Annotated in this window: 13 protein-coding genes; 5 read left to right on the forward strand and 8 right to left on the reverse strand. The window is 54.3% G+C overall.

Annotation, left to right across the window (positions count from 1 at the left end; translation table 11 throughout):
- Positions 1-37 precede the first annotated feature (37 nt).
- Genes baeR through IB222_RS08345 form a run of 6 tightly spaced genes read right to left on the reverse strand, consistent with a single transcriptional unit; the run spans position 38 to position 11,028 of the window.
- A complete protein-coding gene (baeR, locus tag IB222_RS08320; protein WP_121367814.1) occupies positions 38-760 on the reverse strand; it encodes a two-component system response regulator BaeR in 723 nt (240 codons plus the stop codon).
- Positions 757-2,160, reverse strand: a complete 1,404-nt coding sequence (gene baeS, locus IB222_RS08325; RefSeq protein WP_003834277.1) for a two-component system sensor histidine kinase BaeS — start codon at positions 2,158-2,160, stop codon at positions 757-759. The genes baeR and baeS overlap by 4 nt, the downstream gene beginning before the upstream one ends.
- On the reverse strand, positions 2,160-3,572 hold the full coding sequence (locus IB222_RS08330) for an MFS transporter (RefSeq protein ID WP_149384334.1): 1,413 nt from the start codon (positions 3,570-3,572) through the stop codon (positions 2,160-2,162). Before IB222_RS08330 ends, baeS begins: the two co-directional genes overlap by 1 nt.
- Positions 3,569-6,649, reverse strand: coding sequence for a multidrug efflux RND transporter permease subunit MdtC (gene mdtC, locus IB222_RS08335; protein WP_148361768.1), 3,081 nt, complete (start codon positions 6,647-6,649; stop codon positions 3,569-3,571). The genes IB222_RS08330 and mdtC overlap by 4 nt, the downstream gene beginning before the upstream one ends.
- Positions 6,650-9,772: an MdtB/MuxB family multidrug efflux RND transporter permease subunit gene (locus tag IB222_RS08340; RefSeq protein WP_148361769.1), complete on the reverse strand. Its 3,123-nt coding sequence runs from the start codon at positions 9,770-9,772 to the stop codon at positions 6,650-6,652.
- Complete coding sequence (locus IB222_RS08345; RefSeq protein ID WP_148361770.1) at positions 9,772-11,028, reverse strand: MdtA/MuxA family multidrug efflux RND transporter periplasmic adaptor subunit; 1,257 nt, start codon at positions 11,026-11,028, stop codon at positions 9,772-9,774. Before IB222_RS08345 ends, IB222_RS08340 begins: the two co-directional genes overlap by 1 nt.
- Positions 11,029-11,306: 278 nt before the next feature.
- Between IB222_RS08345 and IB222_RS08350 the strand changes: the two genes are divergently transcribed.
- Positions 11,307-11,366: a type I toxin-antitoxin system Ibs family toxin gene (locus tag IB222_RS08350; RefSeq protein WP_106672390.1), complete on the forward strand. Its 60-nt coding sequence runs from the start codon at positions 11,307-11,309 to the stop codon at positions 11,364-11,366.
- 99 nt (positions 11,367-11,465) lie between these two features.
- On the opposite strand, the gene yegD is transcribed toward IB222_RS08350, so the two are convergent.
- Positions 11,466-12,818, reverse strand: a complete 1,353-nt coding sequence (gene yegD / locus IB222_RS08355) for a molecular chaperone (RefSeq protein ID WP_149384333.1) — start codon at positions 12,816-12,818, stop codon at positions 11,466-11,468.
- A 136-nt stretch (positions 12,819-12,954) separates the two neighbouring features.
- Between yegD and alkA the strand changes: the two genes are divergently transcribed.
- Positions 12,955-13,824, forward strand: a complete 870-nt coding sequence (gene alkA, locus IB222_RS08360; RefSeq protein ID WP_003834271.1) for a DNA-3-methyladenine glycosylase 2 — start codon at positions 12,955-12,957, stop codon at positions 13,822-13,824.
- Here alkA and IB222_RS08365 read toward each other — a convergent pair.
- On the reverse strand, positions 13,792-17,121 hold the full coding sequence (locus IB222_RS08365; protein ID WP_149281538.1) for a diguanylate cyclase: 3,330 nt from the start codon (positions 17,119-17,121) through the stop codon (positions 13,792-13,794). The genes alkA and IB222_RS08365 overlap by 33 nt on opposite strands.
- Before the next feature lie 315 nt (positions 17,122-17,436).
- Between IB222_RS08365 and udk the strand changes: the two genes are divergently transcribed.
- The 3 genes from udk to asmA all read left to right on the forward strand — a co-directional run bounded on the left by udk (position 17,437) and on the right by asmA (position 20,631).
- Entirely contained in the window at positions 17,437-18,078 is a 642-nt protein-coding gene (udk, locus tag IB222_RS08370; RefSeq protein ID WP_003036776.1) for a uridine kinase, read from the forward strand.
- A gap of 91 nt (positions 18,079-18,169) precedes the next feature.
- Positions 18,170-18,751 (forward strand): dCTP deaminase, encoded by a 582-nt coding sequence (gene dcd, locus IB222_RS08375; protein WP_003834269.1) that lies wholly within the window; start codon positions 18,170-18,172, stop codon positions 18,749-18,751.
- Positions 18,752-18,777: 26 nt separating this feature from the next.
- Positions 18,778-20,631, forward strand: a complete 1,854-nt coding sequence (gene asmA, locus IB222_RS08380) for an outer membrane assembly protein AsmA (RefSeq protein WP_149384332.1) — start codon at positions 18,778-18,780, stop codon at positions 20,629-20,631.
- Positions 20,632-20,656 lie beyond the last annotated feature (25 nt).

A 20,656-nucleotide genomic window follows, 5' to 3' on the forward strand; every position in this document is an offset into this window, starting at 1 on the left:
TTACCAGGGCTCACGGAGCCCTGAAGGGCAGGAGAGTTTAAGCAATTCGGCAGGCGTCGGCTTCCCAGCGATACCCCACGCCATAGACCGCGCGGATAAACGACTGCTCGGCATCCAGCGACTCCAGCTTGCGTCGCAGGTTCTTAATATGGCTGTCGATGGTGCGGTCGGTAACGACGCGGTAATCGTCATAGAGATGATTGAGCAACTGTTCACGGGAGAACACTTTTCCCGGCTCATGTGACAACGTTTTAAGTAAGCGGAATTCGGCGGGCGTTAAATCGAGCATCTTCCCACGCCAGGAGGCCTGAAAACGGCCTTCATCGACGATAAGCGGGCTTTCTGCATCCATTTGTTGCAGTTCGCGCTGCGGTTTGCATCGGCGCAGGATCGTTTTTACGCGCGCGACAACTTCACGCGGGCTGTAAGGTTTACAAATATAATCATCAGCACCGATCTCCAGCCCCAGCAGGCGATCAATCTCTTCGATTTTAGCGGTTACCATCATGATGGGGACTTCTGAGAAGCGGCGGATTTCCCGACACAGGGTCAGACCGTCGGTACCGGGCAGCATCAGATCCAACAAGATCAGATCGGGCGGCGTTTGGCGCACGTAAGGCAGAACCATGTCGCCGTGGTTGATCAGCGTAGGGGCATAGCTCGCTGCCCGCAGGTAGTCGATCAGTAGTTGCCCCAGCTTAGGCTCATCTTCCACGATCAGAATACGCGGTGTGTTTTCATCAATGGGTAACTCAGTCATACATCTCTCTGTAAATCGCGTTCCAGCGGTAACTCTACTGTAATGCTAACCCCACCAAAAGGCGAATGGGCGGCACGAATCAGACCATTATGCGCCTGTACGATATTGACGCAAATCGCCAGCCCCAATCCGGAACCTCCGCTGGCGCGGTTGCGCGAGCCTTCGGTGCGATAAAATCGTTCAAACAGCTTCTGTAACTGCTCGTCACTTACGCCAGGAGCGGAATCTGCGAAGGTTAATAACACCATGCGTTCGCGTTGTTCGGCGCTGATATGCAACCCGCCACCGCTATCGGTGTAGCGCAGACTGTTTTCCAGCAGGTTGTTGAACAGCTGCATCAGACGATCCCTGTCACCAAATACCGTCATGCTGTCGGGGAGCGAAAGTTGTATGGTCAATCCACGGCTGGCGAAGCGTTCACGAAATGCGCCGCTTGCCACTTCCAATAGGGGGATGAGGTCCAGCGATGTTTTCTGATAGGCCAGCGCGCCTTCATCTGACATGGAGAGCTGATGAAGGTCGTCAACCAGTTTGGTGAGCGTACCGACTTCAGCCTGCAACGAGGCAACGGAGTCAGGGGTAAACTGGCGTACGCCATCCTGAATGGCCTCCAGTTCACCGCGCAACACCGCCAACGGCGTACGCAGTTCGTGAGAAATATCGGCCATAAAGTCACGACGCATCTGCTGGTTTTTTTCCAACGTACTGGCGAGCTGGTTGAAGTCCTGCGCCAGCTTGCCCAGCTCATCCGTACTGGTTGGCGTAACGCGAGTGGTGAAATCGCCCGCTGCCAGTTTGTGCGTGCCTTCCACCAACCGCTTAACCGGGGCCAGCAGGCTGCGCGCCAGCGTAAACGTCGCCAACGCGGCCAGGATCGTGGAGAGCGCAACGATAAGCCAACTGGATCGTCTTTGCTGCATGTCGAAATTGATATCCGTATTCCGCGTTAAGCGTTCTACAGGAGAGGCGATCACGGCGCCCACTTCGCTACCGTTAACGCGTATGGGATGGCGCATGCCGTCGCGAGGAACTGGGCCGCGCGGGCCGACCAGCACGCGGGCATTTTGGTCGACAACCCAAAACTGTGTACGCCAGCCGTGTGGCGGCATGCCTGGGCCCGGTTTATCATCGTCGTTATCGTGTTCAAAAGAGCGCAGGATCTGGAAAACAAAACGATCGTTATTGCGTAAGAATCGCCAGTTGCCGTGCTGCTCGTACTGCTCGCTTAATGCGTCGCTGAGCATTTGCAGCCGCTGCTCGTTGCCGTGCTTGATATAGTCAATAAAACCACGTTCGAAGCTAATGCGTACGGCCCAGTGCATGCTGATCAGCAACACAATGCAGGTGGCGAAAATTGCCAGAAACAGTTTGCCGGTGATACCGGGCCGCCAGAACTTCATCAGGTGCTCCTTTTGCGCCGTGAAATCACCGCGTTGGTTTGCGTGTCGTTCGGCACGCGGGCAAAAATAATGGCGGGCAGCGCAATAATGAAGGCGATGCACAGCCAGGTATACATAAAGACGGTATGCGTACTTCCGCTGTCGATGGCGATATGCTGTTGGCCGAACATGCCCAGCAGCAGGCCTGCGATGGTCACACCAATACTCATCGATAGCTGCATGATCATAGACAGCAGGCTGTTACCGCTGCTGGCCAGATCGTCAGGCAGATCTTTTAACGTAAGCGTGTTCATGGATGAAAAACGCGTTGAGTTGACCATTCCTTGTAAAAACAGCACGAAGGGCAGGGCGTAATACCAGCCCAGCAGTGCCGTGGTCATTAGCAACAGACTGACCAGCGAAAGGCCAAGCGTAGTGGTAATCAGCACACGACGGTAACCAAAGCGGTTCACGACCTGCACCACAATGCGCTTCATGCCCATACTGCCCAGCACCATCGGGATCATCATCTGCCCGGCATGAAAAGGTGAAAAACCGAGGCCAATCTGTAAAAACACCGGTGTCATAAACGGCAACATGCCGCTGCCGATGCGTCCGGCAAAACTGCCGAACAGACCTAGCGAGAAGGTTGGTGTGCGAAACAGATTCAGGCTGAATAGTGCACGCGGATTACGATGGGCGTGTTTCAGATACAGCGCAATAGCCAATACCCCGCAGATAACCAGCGCCGCCAGCGTGATACTGGAGAGGCCGGTTCCTTTGCTGCCATCGAGCGCCAGCGTCAGTACCGCCATGCCGACCGCCAGCATCGCGAACCCTGAGAGGTCGAAACGTCGGGTTTGCATGGTGTAGTTGGGCATCAGCATTAACGTCGCTATTGCGCCGACAATGCCTACCGGAATGTTAATCAAAAATATCCAGTGCCAGGAGGCGTATTCAACCAGAATCCCGCCTAACGCTGGGCCCAGCAGCGGGCCGATTTGACCGGGTAAAGTGACAAACGTCATTGCCGCCATATATTGCTCACGCGGGACGATTTTCATCACCGTTAGCCTGCCGACCGGCACCATCATCGCGCCGCCAACGCCTTGTAAGACGCGCGCCATCACCAGCTCGTTGAGCGTGCTGGACCCGGCGCAAAACAGCGAGCCAAGCGTAAACAGGATGATGGCGGTGAAGAAGATATTACGCACGCCAACTTTGTCCGCCAGCCATCCGCTGGCGGGCAGCATCACGGCAACGGTTAAAACATATGACACAATGACCATATGCATGTGTAACGGGCTTTCCCCGAGGCTTGCCGCCATCGAGGGAAGCGCGGTGTTAACGATAGTGGTATCCAGCGACTGCATAAAAAAGCCAAATGCCACAATCCAAAGTTGCCAGCGGGTGCTGTCGGGAAGTTCTGTCATAACTCTGCTACCGGTTTGCTGTTTTTACGCGAAAAACGCAGACGCAGACGGTCGAAAAAGAGATAGACCACGGGCGTGGTGTACAGCGTCAGGAGTTGGCTCACGACCAGCCCACCGACAATGGTTATCCCCAAAGGCTGGCGCAGTTCAGAGCCATCCCCTGCGGATAACACCAACGGCAACGCGCCAAACAACGCCGCCAGCGTGGTCATCATTATTGGGCGAAAGCGCAACAGGCAGGCCTGGAAAATAGCTTCTTCCGGCTGCAGCTTACCGTTTCTCTGCGCTTCCAGCGCAAAATCGACCATCATGATGGCGTTTTTCTTCACAATGCCAATTAATAGCATGATCCCTATCAGGGCGATTAGGCTGAACGGGGCATTGAACAGTTCCAGCGCCAGCAACGCCCCGACGCCAGCCGAAGGTAGCGTGGAGAGGATGGTCAGCGGATGGACATAGCTTTCATACAGCATACCCAGCACGATATAGACCGTGGCGATGGCGGCGATAATCAGGATCACCTGCGAATTCATGGTGTCCTGAAATACCTGTGCGGTACCGGCAAAGCTACCGCGAACCGTGGAAGGGACGCCGAGCTGGGTCATGGTTCTGTTGATGGCCTCTGTCGCTTCTGACAGTGAAGAACCTGTCGGCAGGTTAAACGACACGGTTGAGGCGGCAGACAAGCCCTGATGGTTCACAGACAGTGGCGCATTCGCCGGCTGCCATTTGGCAAAGTACGATAACGGGATCGCTTTACCGTTATTGTTGATGACGAACATTTTGTCCAGTGCGCTGATGTCCTGGGTGTAACGTCGATCGACCTCCATCACCACTTTGTACTGGTTCATCGGCTGATAGATGGTTGAGATCTGTCGTTGTCCGAAAGCATTATTCAACAGGCTGTTGGCGGCTGCCACGTCGATCCCCAGACGAGACATGGTGTCGCGATCGTAAATCAGATTCATCTCCGCGCCATTGTCCTGCTGATCGGAGTTAACGTCTGCCAGTTGGGGCAGGGCGGCAAGCGCCTTACGGATCTTCGGTTCCCACTCACGCAGCGCCGCGAGATCGTCGGACAGCAATGTGTATTGATAGCTGGCGTTGGCCTGGCGTCCACCAACGCGAATATCTTGCACCGCCATTAAAAACAGATTCGCACCTGGCTCTTTTGAAAGCGCGACGCGCAGGCGGTCGATCACCTGCTGAGCGGTTTCACGGCGCTCATCGCGTGGCTTGAGGGTAATAAACATCATCCCGCTGTTAACCCGCGAACCACCGGTAAAACCGGTGACGTTATTCACCGCCGGGTCGTCGCGGATGATCTTCATAAAGTCCTGCAGTTTGCCGCGCATGGCCTGAAATGAGATGCTCTGGTCGGCCTGGATCCCACCCATCAATACACCCGTATCCTGCTCCGGGAAGAAGGTTTTGGGGATGGAAATATAAAGCCAGATATTCAGCGCAATGGTACCGAGTAACACCACGCCTACCAGTCGCGTATGACGTAGCACCCATTTAAGCGAGGTGCCGTAACTCTGTTGCAGCGCCACCAGCACACGACCAAAACCCCGTTTGCGAGACTGTTCGCGTGGGGTGCTGGATTTAAGCATCCAGCCGCACATCATTGGCGTTAATGTCAGCGACACCAGCAGTGAGATGCCGATAGCAACTGACAGCGTGACGGCAAATTCGCGCAGCAAGCGCCCAGGCAATCCGCCCATTAATAGCAGTGGCAGGAACACCGCCACCAGCGACAGACTCATGGAGAGCACGGTGAATCCCACTTCGCGCGTACCCTGTAACGCTGCCTGGAGAGGCTTCATTCCTGCTTCCAGGTGGCGGGCAATATTTTCCAGCACCACGATGGCGTCATCGACGACAAATCCCGTGGCAATGGTTAACGCCATCAACGACAGGTTGTTCAGGCTGAATCCGCACAGATACATGGCGGCAAAGGTACCGATCAGCGAGACCGGGACTGCTACCGCGGGGATCAGCGTCGCACGCCCGGAGCGCAGGAAAACAAAGACCACCAGGATAACAAGCGCCACGGAGATAATCAGAGTCTGTTCGACTTCCTCCAGTGAAGCGCGAATGGTCGGCGAGCGGTCCTGGGCGATTTGCAGATCGATGGCGGCCGGTACCAGCGTTTGTAGCTCCGGTAATTTGGCGCGAATGCTGTCTACCGTCTGAATGATATTGGCTTCCGGTAGCTTGCGGATCATCAACAGAATGGCCGGTTTGGCATTGGTCATCCCCGCGTTGCGTACGTCCTGCACCGAGTCGGTTACAGACGCAACGTCGCCCAGCCGCACTGCCGCGCCGTTGTTGTAGTGGATGATAATCGGCTGGTATTCGGCGGCGGTTTTCAGCTCGTCGTTGGTCTGGACCTGCCAGCGGTGGGTATCATTCTCGATAGCGCCCTGCGGCTTACGCACGTTGGCGTTGTCAATTGCGCTACGCACGTCGTCCAGCGACACGCCCTGGTTAAACAGCGCTTGTGGATTAAGCCCTACACGCACGGCAGGCAGAGAGCTGCCTCCAACGTCCACGTCGCCCACGCCATCAATTTGCGCGATGGTTTGCGCCAGTTGAGTTGATGCGAAATCGTACAGTTCACCTTGCGAGTACGTATCTGATGTGAGCGTCAGGATCATGATTGGTGCATCGGAAGGGTTGGCTTTGCGATACGTTGGTCGGCTCGGCATCCCGCTGGGTAGCAGACTTTGCGCGGCGTTAATCGCGGCCTGAACGTCCCGCGCCGCGCCATTGATGTCACGGTCGAATTTGAATTCGAGAATAATACGCGTACTGCCAAGCGAACTACTCGAAGTCATTTCGTTCACGCCCGCGATGCGGCCCAGCGAGCGCTCCAGCGGAGTTGCGACCGAAGACGCCATCGTTTCAGGAGAAGCGCCGGGTAATGATGCGCTGACCATGATCACCGGAAAATCCACCTGCGGCAGCGGAGCGACCGGCAGCAGACGAAATCCGAGTATGCCGCACAGGGTGATGGCCACCGAAATGAGAATGGTCGCCACCGGACGATGAATGAAAAGCGCGAAAAATTTCATTTACGCTTCCTCTTCCTGACGCGGGAAGCGGCTTTTCACGTACAACGACAGACGGTCAAACAGCAGATAAATCACCGGGGTGGTAAACAGGGTTAATACCTGACTCACCAGCAGCCCACCGACCATGCCAATACCTAATGGGCGACGTAACTCTGCGCCCACGCCGGTACTCAACATCAGCGGCAACGCGCCGAGCAGTGCCGCCAGTGTAGTCATCAGGATCGGGCGAAAACGCAGCAGACAGGCCTGGAAAATGGCATCGCGTGGTGACATTCCCTGTTCGCGCTCCGCGGCAAGGGCAAAATCGATCATCATGATGGCGTTTTTCTTGACGATACCGATGAGCAAAATAATGCCGATAATCGCGATGACGTCCAGTTCGCTGCCGGCAATCATTAACGCCAGAAGCGCCCCGACACCCGCCGTCGGCAACGTGGAGAGAATAGTAATTGGGTGAATAAAGCTCTCATACAGCACGCCGAGGACGATATACATCGCGACAACCGCAGCCACAATCAACCAGATGGTATTTCCCAGCGCGGCCTGGAAAGCGAGCGTACTGCCCTGGAACTGGGTGGTAATATTTGCGGGCAAGTTAAGCGTTTTTTCGGTATCCAGAATGGCCTGTACCGCATCGCCCAGCGAATGTTCGTCTGGCACGTTGAACGAGATGGTGGTGACCGGGAACTGATCGAGGTGGTTAATCGACAGCGGGGCAAAACGCTGTTCAACACTGGCGATCGCGCTGAGCGGTACTATGCCACCGTCGCTACTGGTCAGACGTATTGTATCCAGTGCCGCAAGCCCCGGTGTATTGTTGGTGTCATGTTCTAACACCACGCGATACTGATTTGCCTGGGTGTAGATGGTTGAAATCAGTCGCTGGCCGAAAGCGTTGTACAGGGCGTTGTCGACATCTGACATGCTGATGCCCAAACGGCTGGCGCTGTCGCGATTGACGTTCACATACGCCACCAGCCCTTTGTCCTGCCAGTCGCTACTGACATCGGACAGTTGCGGTAGCTGATTTAGTTTTGCTATCAGTTGTGGAACCCAGGTGCTGAGGGCATCAAGGGATGTCGCTTGCAGCGTGAACTGATATTGCGTCCGGCTGACCTGAGTATCAATCGTCAGGTCCTGAGTGGGCTGAAGATAAAGGTCAACGCCGGGAACTCTGTCAACCGCGTCCTGTAGGCGCGCAATCACTTTCTGCACCCGATCGTCGCGTTCATCCAGCGGCTTAAGGTTGATTTGTAAGCGCGCGCTGTTCAATGCCGTATTAGTGCCGTCCACACCGACAAAAGCGGTCAGGCTTTCTACTGCCGGATCTTTCAGAATGACATCTGAAACCTGACGCTGGCGCTGGGCCATGCTGGCAAATGAGCTGGACTGTGGCGCCTGCAGCGTTCCCTGGATAATGCCGTTATCCTGGATCGGAAAGAAGCCTTTGGGGATAAAGACCCATAGCATAACGCTCAGCGCCAGCGTGCCGAGCGCTACGCTGAGCGTGAGCCACGGATGGTTGAGCACTTTCGCCAGCCAGTGTCCGTACCCGGCAATAACGCGTTCAAACATTCGCTCTGAGGCACGGGAGAAGCGGTTTTGCTTACGTAATGAGGCCTGATTCAGCATACGCGCGCACATCATCGGCGTAAGAGTGAGCGAGACAACGGCGGAAATCAGAATCGCTACGGCCAGCGTCACAGCGAACTCACGGAACAATCGACCTACGATATCTCCCATAAACAGCAGTGGGATCAGTACGGCGATCAGTGAAAATGTCAGAGAGATGATGGTAAAACCAATCTCGCCCGCGCCCTTCAGGGCAGCAGTCAGCGGTTTTTCGCCTTTTTCGATATAGCGTGAAATATTCTCGATAACCACGATAGCGTCATCCACCACAAAACCTGTCGCAATGGTTAGCGCCATGAGGGTCAGGTTGTTGATGGAGAAATCAAGGAATACCATCACCGCGAAAGTACCGATTAACGATAACGGTACGGCGACCGCAGGAATAATGGTTGCCGGAATATTGCGCAAAAACAGGTAGATAATCATGACTACCAGCGCAATCGCCAGCATCAACTCAAATTGGGTATCCGCTACGGACGCACGGATATTGGTCGTACGATCGGAAAGTACGCTGACCTTAACCGATTTGGGCAGGCTTTCGGTAAGCTGCGGCAGCATCTGGCGGATACTGTCTGCCGTGGAGATGATGTTCGCGCCAGGTTGGCGCTGAACATTCATCACTATAGCTTGTTGCTTATTGGCCCATGCGCCTAGCCAGCTGTTTTCTGCTCCTTGTTCGACGGTGGCGACATCACCCAAACGAACCGGCGCACCGTTTTTATAGGCAATAATGAGCTGACGATATTCGTCTGCGGACTGCATCTGGTCGTTGGCTGAAAGGGTAACGGCACGCGTTGGGCCATCAAGACTCCCTTTTGCTGAATTGACGTTGGCACCGGTAATGGCCGTACGGATGGTTTCGCTGGTCAGACCGAGTGCGGCAATGGCCTGAGCGTTAAGTTTCACGCGGACCGCCGGACGTTGCCCTCCGGAAAGTGTTACCAGACCCACGCCGGATACCTGAGAGATTTTCTGCGCGACGCGGGTTTCGACCATATCTTCCACCTGCGTCATCGGCATGGCGCTGGAAGTGACCGCCAGTGTCATGATCGGCGGATCTGCCGGGTTTACCTTGCTGTAGACCGGAGGGTTAGGGAGATCGCTGGGTAATAAATTGGTGGCGGCGTTAATCGCGGCCTGAACTTCCTGCTCGGCAACATCCAACGGGAGCGTCAGTTGAAACTGTAACGTAACGACCGATGCGCCACCGGAACTTTGTGATGACATCTGTTTTAAGCCAGACATCTGCCCGAACTGACGTTCAAGCGGTGCGGTGACCGCCGAGGTCATGACGTCCGGGCTGGCGCCGGGGTAGAGCGTAACGACCTGAATCGTGGGGTAATCCACTTCAGGTAAGGCGGCGATTGGCAGGAAGCGATAGCCGATAATACCGGCAAGCAAAATCGCGACCATCAGCAGAGTGGTGGCGACGGGGCGCAGAATAAACAGGCGCGATGGTCCGCCTGTGCTGTCCGGAGGTAACACCTGCATCAGGAGTTGGCTCCTTTTTTGCCGTATCCGCGTGGCGCTGTTTTCTCATCGGAAACAGAGGCGTCGTGCGCCTCAACGACTTCGACTTTTGCGCCTTCCGTCAGACGATCGATACCGTCGGTCACGACTCGATCGCCCGCAGACAGCCCGGCGGCGATCACCACTTTTTGGCTATCCTGAATACCCGGTTTCACCAGATGTTTGCTCACTTTGTTATCGCTATTCAGTACCCAGACAAAGTGGCCTTCGTTGCCCATCTGCAGGGCGGCAGTTGGGATCACAACGGCATTTTGTTGTGTGTCGACCAGCATGCGGGCGTTAACGAACTGGTTAGGGAATAAGGCATCATCCTGATTGGAAAAACGAGCCTTAACTTTGATTGTTCCGGTGGTGGCATCAATCTGATTGTCGAGACTGAGCAGGACGCCTTCGCTGAGCTTTTGCGAATTGGTTCGGTCCCAGGCTTCGACCTTCAGCTGGCTCCCCGATTTTTGTGCCTGCAACACGGTAGCAATGTCGTTTTCAGGCAAAGTAAATATCAGGTCGATGGGATGCGTTTGCGTAATGACGACGATTCCGGTGGTATCGCCGCTGGAAATTTGGTTACCGACATCGACCTGTTTCAGGCCGACACGACCATCGACAGGCGCGGTTATCCGACTCCAGTCGAGCTGCAACTGAGCGCTGGCGACGCTGGCTTCATCCGCTTTGATTGTGCCTAACGTCTCGTTGACCAGCGCCTGCTGGGCATCCAGTTCCTGGCGGGAGACCAGATTGGTTTTAACCAACTGTTGATAGCGGGCAAGATCGCGACGGGCATTCGCCAGCGTGGCTTTATCTTTTGCCAGTTGTCCCTGCGCCTGAGCCAGAGCAACTTTGAACTGGCTGGGATCTATCTCTGCCAGCAGGTCGCCGGCTTTCACCTGTTGTCCTTCCTCAAAGTGTAAGGCGATGAGTTGACCATCCACCCGACTACGCACCGTGGCGGTATTTGCGGCAGTAACGGTCCCCAGCCCTGTCAGATAGCGTGGCACGGCTTCCTCGGTGGCGGTGGCAGCCTGCACGGGAGCCAACGGTCCGGAGCGCATTCCACGCCGTCCTGACCCCGCCGTGTGCTGCGCGGGTTTGGTCGCGCCTGGTGCGGTTTCCTGGGATGCACTGCGGCTTTGCCAGAACCAGATGGCGGCGACGGCGGCCACGACGATCACGACGATCACGATTGCTATCACCCAGCGGGATTTATTACTGCCTTTCATTGTTATGAGTTTCTCATCCTGAAACGATTCGCGGAATGATACTAGTTTAGCCAGTGAACAAGGGAGAAAAATGGAGGAATTATGAAACACTGTCGGGATTCGTCTGAATGCTGACGCGGCTTTGCGAGGCGTTACGCAACAATCGGTGGTGAAGATAGCGAATGCGCAATTGTGCGATAGAGTGCTGACAGGGCAAAAAGGAGGAAAGCCAGAGATTTCAGCGGGACGCTGGAACGGGAAAGCCCTCCAGAGGAAGGGGCCAAAATAAGGAAAGGGTTATGATGAAGTACGTCATCATACTGGTGATACTCTTAGTCATTAGCTTACCGGCTTACTAAGACACCAGGGGGAGGGGAAACCCTCCCTAACCCTCACTCCTGAAAATAAGCCACAGCAAGGATGATGTCAATATGCACACTTTTCAGCATGCGAGCGGCTTAGCGGAAAACAACGTCAGCCCAGCGGGCCAGTCCGGCGGTAACTGAACCGAAATCATCGCCACCCGCGATAGGGATTCCGGGAAGCTGCTGGGCGAGGGCTTTTTTAATCAGCGGTGAACGCGCGCTGCCGCCGGTCAAATAAATCACGTCCGGTTTTTCCTGCGCGTTGTCCAGCGCCAGCTGGACCTGCTCCAGAATGCGCGCCAGGGGCTGATTGAGCGCGGCTTCCAGTCCGTGTTGATTGATATCGGTTGCCAGCGTGTCGCTGATAAACGGTATCGCCGCCGTTACAATGGTTTGGTCAGAAAGCGCGATTTTGCTCTCTTCTGCGCTGCGCACCAGGCGGTAGCTCAGACGCTCGCGCCAGACTTTAAGCAGAAAAGCGACTTTATCGGCTTCTTTCGCGTCGCGGACAAGATCGTTCAGTAAACGACCATTGGCGCTGCTGTAGAAATCACTTTGCGCGGGAACGTCGTTGATTGCGACCGCGTTCCACCAGGGGAGAATCGGTAAGGCGATACCTTTTTCAGTCTCACCGCCCATACCCAGCAGCGGCATCAGGTGTTTAAACGCCAGCGCGATATCCAGATCGTTCCCGCCTACGCGGCAGCCACTGTGTCCCAGCAGGCTGTTTTCGCGATCGGCACGCTGATGCCATTGCTGCCCCATCAGCAGCAGTGAACAGTCGGTCGTCCCCCCGCCAATATCTACCACCAGCACGCGTTTTTCTTCCTGCAGCGTCGCTTCGTAATCCAGTCCCGCCGCTACCGGCTCGTACTGGAAGACGACATCCTGAAAACCGGCGCGTTTGGCCGCACGTTCAAGAATACCCTGCGCCTGGGTGTTGGCGTCATCGCCACCTAATCCCTGGAAGTTGATGGGCCGACCAATCACGGCCTGAGTGATAGCTTCCGGCAGCTGGCTTTGCGCCTGGTTGCGAATGTGCAGCATCATTGCACAGACCAGATCTTCAAACAGCGCAACCTGCTGCGGCTTCAGACCGCTGGCGCCCAAAAATGATTTTGGCGATTTAACGAAATACACCTCTTCCGGGTCTTCAATATACTGACCCAGCGATGCCAGACCGAACTGCACGCTGTTGGCGTTAACGTCGATGTCTTCTTCGCGGTTGTAGCGCATCGCGCGGCGAAGCAGCGCCTGCGTTTCATCGTCCGTAGTTGGGATGTCGTGATGGCGATACAGCCACTCGCTAACCGCTTCGCGCGTTGGTGCGCACAACATTGAGGGTAGCAGCGTGCTGTTATTTTCCATTTTGAGCAGGTGAGGCTGCCCGTCACGCATAACGGCCACTGAACAGTTTGCCGTACCGTAGTCAAAACCAATAAACACCGTAAAAATCCCCATGCCAGTGAAGAAGGGGCGTGACTTTAACGAATAGTTGACGCCCCGACAACTGGAATATGAAAGCAAGGCGTACTGATTGAATACCGTTTATGCTGTAGGTTTGCGTAAAAAGGAAAACTGAATGTTCACGCTGAGCTGGCAACCGCCTTATGACTGGCCCTGGATGCTGGGGTTTCTTGCCGCCCGTGCGGTTGAAGGTGTCGAAACCGTAGGAAAGCTGGATTATGTCAGAAGCCTGTCCGTAGGGGGACATCGTGGTCTGGTGCGCGTTGTCCCGGATCTGCACGCCAACGTGCTACACGTGACATTGAGCACAGGGTTACAGCCGGTAGCTTCCGAGTGCCTGGCAAAAATAACGCGCTTGTTCGATCTTGGCTGTTGCCCGCAGCAAATTATCGCCGCGCTGGGTAGCCTCGGTGCGGCGCGTCCTGGACTGCGCCTACCGGGATGTGTCGATGCGTTTGAGCAAGGGGTGCGGGCGATTTTAGGGCAGTTAGTCAGCGTATTGATGGCCGCGAAACTGACGGCGAAAGTGGCGCATGCTTACGGGGAAGCGCTGGAGGATGCACCCGAGTATGTGTGTTTTCCTACGCCGGAAGCGCTTGCCAATGCCGATCCGCTGCACCTGAAAGCGTTAGGAATGCCGCTCAAACGCGCTGAAGCGTTGATTCATCTGGCTCGCGCAATGCTTGAGGGAGCGCTCGCGACAACAGCCCCTACCGATATCGAACAAGGCGTTAAGCAGCTACAAACGTTTCCCGGGATAGGACGCTGGACCGCCAACTACTTTGCACTGCGCGGCTGGCAGGCGAAGGACGTTTTTCTGCCGGATGATTATCTGATTAAGCAGCGTTTTCCCGGCATGACACCGGCCCAGATCCGACGGTATGCAGAGCGCTGGAAACCCTGGCGCTCCTATGCGCTGTTGCATATCTGGTATACGGATGGCTGGCAGCCGTCAGTTGATGGCGAAATTACTGGTATTCAGTAGCAGATCCAGCGGTTGGGCGTCGGCAATAATATCGCCATAAATCATATCAATACCGATGCCAGAAAGCGTATCCATGATGAGTGGCAACTGCACCGGGCCGGCGATAGTTTTTATGTCCAGGCGCTGGGCATGACCCTGGATAATGGACACCCACATTTCGTCGATCAGGTTGCCGGGAGCGCTGGCACTTAGCTCGCTGTCGAGCAACAGGTAATCGACAATGTGATATTTCAGGTTGTCAAAAAGCTCTAAATCGCGACCAACCTGACTTAACACAATTCGACAACCGTACTGACGCAGTCGATGCAGGGCGGATATCGCCTGCGTTGGGTTGGTTTTGATGACGCTTGCCGGAACGGTCAGATGCAGCAATCGCGGCGGTAGTGGACTGTGTTGCAAGTGCTCCAGCAGCTCATCGATAAGTTCTGTGTTGAGCAGGCCGGCGGCGGAAAGGGGCAGGGCAATACTGAGACCCTTGTTGGCGACGGCTGGGGCAGCATTCTGGAAGAACTCGCTAAATACCCGACGGTCAAGCGCCTTGCTTAACGCGGGATCGACCAGCCCGGCGCGGAAGGCTTGCTCCTCAATGGCTTCACCTTCAGCGGTGCCTAAGCGAAGCGAGAGAAGCCAGAAGCTAAACGTCTCCGGTATACGCGGGGAAGCCACACCTCTGGCGATCATCAGCATTGGGTTGTGCATAATGGTGTGTCTTTGCTCATCCAATGTCAGTTGACTACGCGCGGCATGACCCTGGCTTTGCTGCGGTTCATAAACGCAGACGCGTCCACGCCCACTGTTTTTCGCCGCATAACAGGCAATATCGGCCTGAGACATCACATCGGTCGCGACATGGTTTTTCTCATCAATGAGCGTAATCCCTGCGCTGGCGCCAATACGGTGTAAGCGGCCTTCCCACATGAAGTGGTAATCATTAATGGCGCTGATGACGCGACCTGAAATAAAGCGGGCGCTTTCGATATTACAATCCGGTAGCAACAGACCAAACTCGTCGCCGCCCAGGCGCGCCAGCATATCGCTGGATCGCAACATGCTGAGCATAAGCGCTGAGAGTTCACGCAGCAGGGCATCGCCAGCGGCATGACCCGCGCTGTCGTTCACCGCTTTAAAACGATCCAAATCGATAAAAACCAGCACATGACGCTGGTGCGTATCGTGTACCGAATGCAGCAATTGTTTTAGATGGTTTTCGAAACTGACCCGGTTTGCCAACTGCGTCAGGTCATCATGCGAGGCGCTGTAGCTAAGCTGGCGGAGCATCTTCCGTGACTCTGTGACGTCCTGAATAACCAACACTGAGCCAATGCTGCCGCCGTCGAGGGTGCTGAGAGACGTGATGCTGTACTGAATGTCATAACTGTTGCCGTTACGGCAATGCAGGACCACTTCCTGTTCGATTGCCGTACGCGACATGTCAGCACTGTAGATATTTTCCATCAGCGGACCGTTCTCGCCAAAAGTAATATGTAGTACCGTCAATAGCGGAATGCCGATGGCACTGTCCTGCTGCCAGCCGCTCATTTTCTCAGCGACCGGATTCATAAAGGTCACGTTCATATCGACATCAATACAAATCACCGCTTCGCCGATTGAATCCAGCGTAATGTGCAGGCGCTCTTTTTCCTGATACAGCGCTTCGTTAAGCTGCTTCACTTCGGTCATATCCATATTGATACCAAGTAAGCGTTCAACCTCACCGTCTTTATTCAGCACTCGGTTGGCCAACGAACGGATATGGCGAATGCCATCTTTCACCGCGATACGAAACTCAAGCTTAAACGGAGCCCGTGCTGCCAGAGAATCACGAATCACATTTTCGGCGTACTCGCGATCTTCGGGTACAACGCACTCATACCAGACCTGCCAACTGGGCTTGATATGTGCAGGAACTTCGTAGAGATCGAACATCCGTTTATCCCAGCTGATCACGTCAGGCTGGAGTTCCCATTCCCAAATCCCAATCCCCCCGGCTTCATTGGCGAGGGTGATGCGCTCCATCAACCGTTTGTTGATCCATTCGGTATGCTTCAGGTCGTTAATGTCCTCAACCTGCGCAATAAAGTAGAGTGGGGTATTGTCGCTATGACGCACTAACGAAACCGCCAGCAACGCCCAGACGACGTCGCCTGCGCGGGTGTAATAGCGTTTTTCCATGGAATAGCTATTAATCTCTCCGCGTGCCAGCATGTTCAGCTGTTCAATGTCGTTGTTCAAATCTTCCGGCCAGGTCAATTGCTGGAAGGTCAGTGAACGTAACTCCTCCTGGCTATAGCCCAGAAACTGGCACAAGGCTTTATTGGCCTGTAACCATTGCCCCTCGGTACCGACTAAAGCCATGCCAATCGCGGAATATTCCATGGCGTTACGAAAGCGTGACTCGCTTTCTGAAATGTGCTTGCGTTCGGCTCGAAACGCGTACATCACCATGGTCATCATATTAGCGGGCAACAGGATCATCAAAAACGGCAACCAGGGGATGTCCGTCATCATGTTCGGTTTCGGGGTGTAAAGCAGCGAAGGGTCGGCAGCCAGCATCAGCGAAACCATCATCACGGTGCTGAGGAATATTAAAAACGCCTCCATACGCGGCAGACGGACAGCGCTCCACATCAGCAGGACAATAACGCAGGTAAATGGCCATGGAATGTACATCATGGACAGCCAACTGAGCGTTAAGGTCACCAGCAGGGTAATCAGGGTCTCAAGCAATAATCGCGGGTCGCGATGGCGCAACAGGTAATGTGGTTTAAACAGTAAACCTAACGGCACCAACGCCAGTGCGCCAATGGATTCTGACAGTACCCAAATGAGAAAGGTATTTAATGACGTGTCCTTCGGCAGCAACAACCACATCAATATGCCGCCCAACAGTGGCGGAACAACCGCGCTACCAAATGCCAGGCGCGCCCAGTCATTCAAATTTTGTAAGGGATTGTACCAGGGCAGCAGTTTACGCAATAACATTGCGCCAACAACAGCCTCAATAATGTTAATGACCGTATAGGAGAAATTAAGCGACTGTCCGGGGAAAAAAAGTAAAGAGGCACCGATGCTACCGAATGAGCAAGCCAGCGCGATCCCTGGCCACATCTTTCCCGCGTGACGGTAAAAAGCCACCATCATGATAGAGGTTGGAAACCACAGCGGTGCAAGCTGTGCGCCGTAACGTGACAGTTCCAGCGAAAACAACGTAAAGATGAAAGCCACCAGACCTAAACTGGCCAGGCGCAGTAGAGGATGGGGTAAGGTAACTAAAACATGTTGGGATTGTTTACTCATTACCACTCTACCCAAATAGCCGTTGTCGCCCAGCAGAGATGCCGAACGCATCACATTTAATCTGGGATTATGCTAGTACAAACAATTTACAATTTATACGCCAGCTGCTCATAAATTAACACTCCCAAGCTATTAATTCCTAAGGCAGGTGAATAAATATAGCGGCTGTTCTAAATCTGACCATTTTAATTTGCGACAGGGACAGCATTGGTGCAGCCTGGGGTGGCATCGCGCCGCTGAAATCCCTATAATTGCCGCGTTTGGCGTTTCGGCGCCGCCCTTCCTTACATCCAGGTTAATCAGGTCGCTAAATTTATGACTGATCAGTCCCATCAGTGCGTCATTATCGGCATTGCCGGCGCATCGGCTTCCGGCAAGAGCCTTATTGCCAGTACTCTTTATCGCGAATTGCGTGAACAAGTCGGTGACGAACATATTGGCGTTATTCCCGAAGACAGCTATTACAAAGATCAAAGCCATCTGTCGATGGAAGAACGCGTAAAAACCAACTACGACCATCCGAACGCGATGGACCACAGCCTGCTGTTTCAACATCTGCAAACGCTGAAACGCGGCTCTGCCATTGAGCTGCCGGTTTATAGCTATGTTGAGCACACGCGTACGCAAGACACTATTCATATCGAACCGAAGAAAGTCATCATCCTGGAAGGCATTTTGCTGCTGACGGATGCGCGTTTGCGCGATGAGATGAACTTTTCTATTTTTGTTGATACGCCGCTGGATATTTGTCTGATGCGCCGTATCAAGCGCGATGTGAATGAACGTGGTCGTTCAATGGATTCGGTGATGGCGCAATACCAGAAAACCGTCCGCCCAATGTTCCTGCAATTTATTGAGCCTTCAAAACAATACGCCGACATCATTGTGCCGCGCGGGGGTAAAAACCGCATCGCCATCGATATTCTGAAGGCTAAAATCAGTCAGTTCTTTGAATAAGTTCAGCGAATTGTGTACCGTTCAGTGATAACCTGGTTCACCCTTAACGCACCTGGCATTAAGGGTTTGAAGCACGAAAGGAGAAAGTGCCATGCGTTTATGTGACCGAGATATTGAAGCCTGGTTGGATGAAGGTCGCCTGTCGATCACTCCACGCCCTCCTGTCGAGCGAATCAATGGCGCCACGGTAGATGTGCGTCTTGGCAACAAATTCCGTACGTTCCGCGGTCATACAGCGGCGTATATCGATTTGAGCGGACCGAAAGATGAAGTCAGCGCCGCGCTGGATCGCGTGATGAGTGATGAAATCGTCCTCAAGGACGGCGAGGCATTCTTCTTGCATCCGGGTGAGCTTGCGCTGGCAGTAACATTTGAATCTGTGACGCTGCCTTCCGATCTCGTCGGTTGGTTAGATGGCCGTTCTTCGCTGGCTCGTCTGGGACTGATGGTACACGTCACCGCACACCGTATCGATCCGGGCTGGTCTGGCTGTATCGTACTGGAGTTTTACAACTCCGGAAAATTACCCCTGGCTTTGCGTCCGGGCATGCCGATTGGCGCGTTAAGTTTCGAACCGCTTTCTGGTCCGGCAGCGCGACCATACAACCGTCGTCAGGATGCGAAGTATCGCGACCAGCAGGGCGCCGTTGCCAGCCGGATCGATAAAGACTGAGTGTTTATCAGTCCATTGGGGATAGCATGAGACGATTTCTGACGACGCTGATGATTCTTCTGGTCGTGCTGGTGGCCGGCTTTTCTGCGTTAGTACTGTTGGTGAATCCGAATGATTTCCGCGCGTATATGGTCAAGCAGGTTGCCGCACGTAGCGGGTATCAGCTGCAGTTGGATGGCCCCCTGCGTTGGCACGTATGGCCGCAACTGAGTATCCTCTCAGGGCGAGTGATGTTAACGGCTGAAGGCGCCAGCGAACCCCTGGTTCGTGCCGATAATATGCGTCTCGATGTTGCATTGTGGCCGCTGTTGAGCCACCAGCTCAGCGTGAAGCAGGTGATGCTCAAAGGCGCAGTGATTCAACTGACCCCGAAAACTGAGGCGGTGCGCGCTAAAGATGCGCCCGTTGCCCCAAAAGACAATATGTTGCCCGATCTGGCGGAAGACAAAGGGTGGTCGTTTGATATCGCCCGTTTGCGGGTTGCCGACAGTGTTCTGGTATTCCAGCATGAAGACGACGAACAAGTTACCGTTCGTGATATTCGTCTGGAGATGGAACAAGATAGCCAGCACCGCGGCACGTTTGATTTTTCCGGGCGTGTGAACCGCGATCAGCGCGATCTCGCGTTATCCTTTAACGGTACGGTCGATGCCTCCGATTATCCGCACAACTTATCTGCGAATATTGCGCAGTTAAGCTGGCAACTGCAGGGGGCCGATCTGCCGCCGCAGGGAATCAACGGTCAGGGACATCTTCAGGCGCAATGGCTGGAAGAGAAAAAACAGCTTTCGTTTAGCCAGATAAATTTGACCGCTAATGACTCTTCTTTCTCTGGGCAAGCGCATGTGGCCTTGTTGGAAAAACCGGAATGGGCCGTCGACCTAAAATTTGGCCAGCTCAATCTGGATAACCTGCTCGTACAACATGACGCAGCGGCGACAGCAAACGGTGACGTTCAGCAAGGTCAGAGTCAGCCAACGCTGGTGCGCCCCGTCATTGCTTCCCAGGTTGATGCCGTTTCGTATCAGGGACTCAAAGGCTTTTCGGCCGACATCGCTTTGCAGGCTGACAAAGTGCAGTGGCGGAAAATGGCGTTTGAGAATGTCTCGGCAAAAATAGACAACCGGTTCGGCTTACTGAACATTGCGCAGTTGCAGGGAAAAAGTGATGGCGGGCTGATCTCACTGCCCGGCACGCTGGATGCCAGAAAGGGAGAACCGCGAGCGGTCTTTCATCCGCGCCTGGAAGGTGTGGAAATTGGCACTATTTTGAAGGCCTTTGATTACCCCATCGCACTCACCGGCAAGCTGTCGCTGGCAGGGGATTTTTCCGGCTCAGATATTGATGCCCAGGCGTTTCGCCATAGCTGGCAAGGGCAGGCTCATGTCGAAATGAACGATACGCGAATGGAAGGGATGAACTTCCAGCAGATGATTCAACAGGCTGTAGAACGCAGCGGTGGGGATGTTAAATCTCAGCAAAACCTCGATAACGTGACCCGGTTGGATCATTTTGTAACCGATATGACGCTGGATAACGGAGAGGTGACGCTGGATAACATGGCAGGGGAGTCCGCGATGTTGGCGCTAACCGGCAAAGGAACGTTAGATCTGGTGAAGCAGAATTGCGACACGCTGTTTAACATTCGCGTGCTGGGCGGTTGGGATGGCGAAAGTCAGTTGATCAATTTCCTGAAGGCCACCCCGGTTCCTCTCAGGGTCTATGGCCAGTGGCAATCACTGAACTACAGTCTGCAAGTTGATCAGCTTTTGCGTAAGCATCTGCAGGATGAAGCAAAACGTCGTCTGAATGACTGGGCAGATCGCAATAAAGATTCCCGCAACGGCAAAGATGTTAAAAAGTTGCTGGATAAGCTCTGATTCATATTGCCGGATGGTGGCTAAT

It is taken from the genome of Citrobacter sp. C13, assembly GCF_014596815.2.
GTDB lineage: Bacteria > Pseudomonadota > Gammaproteobacteria > Enterobacterales > Enterobacteriaceae > Citrobacter > Citrobacter portucalensis.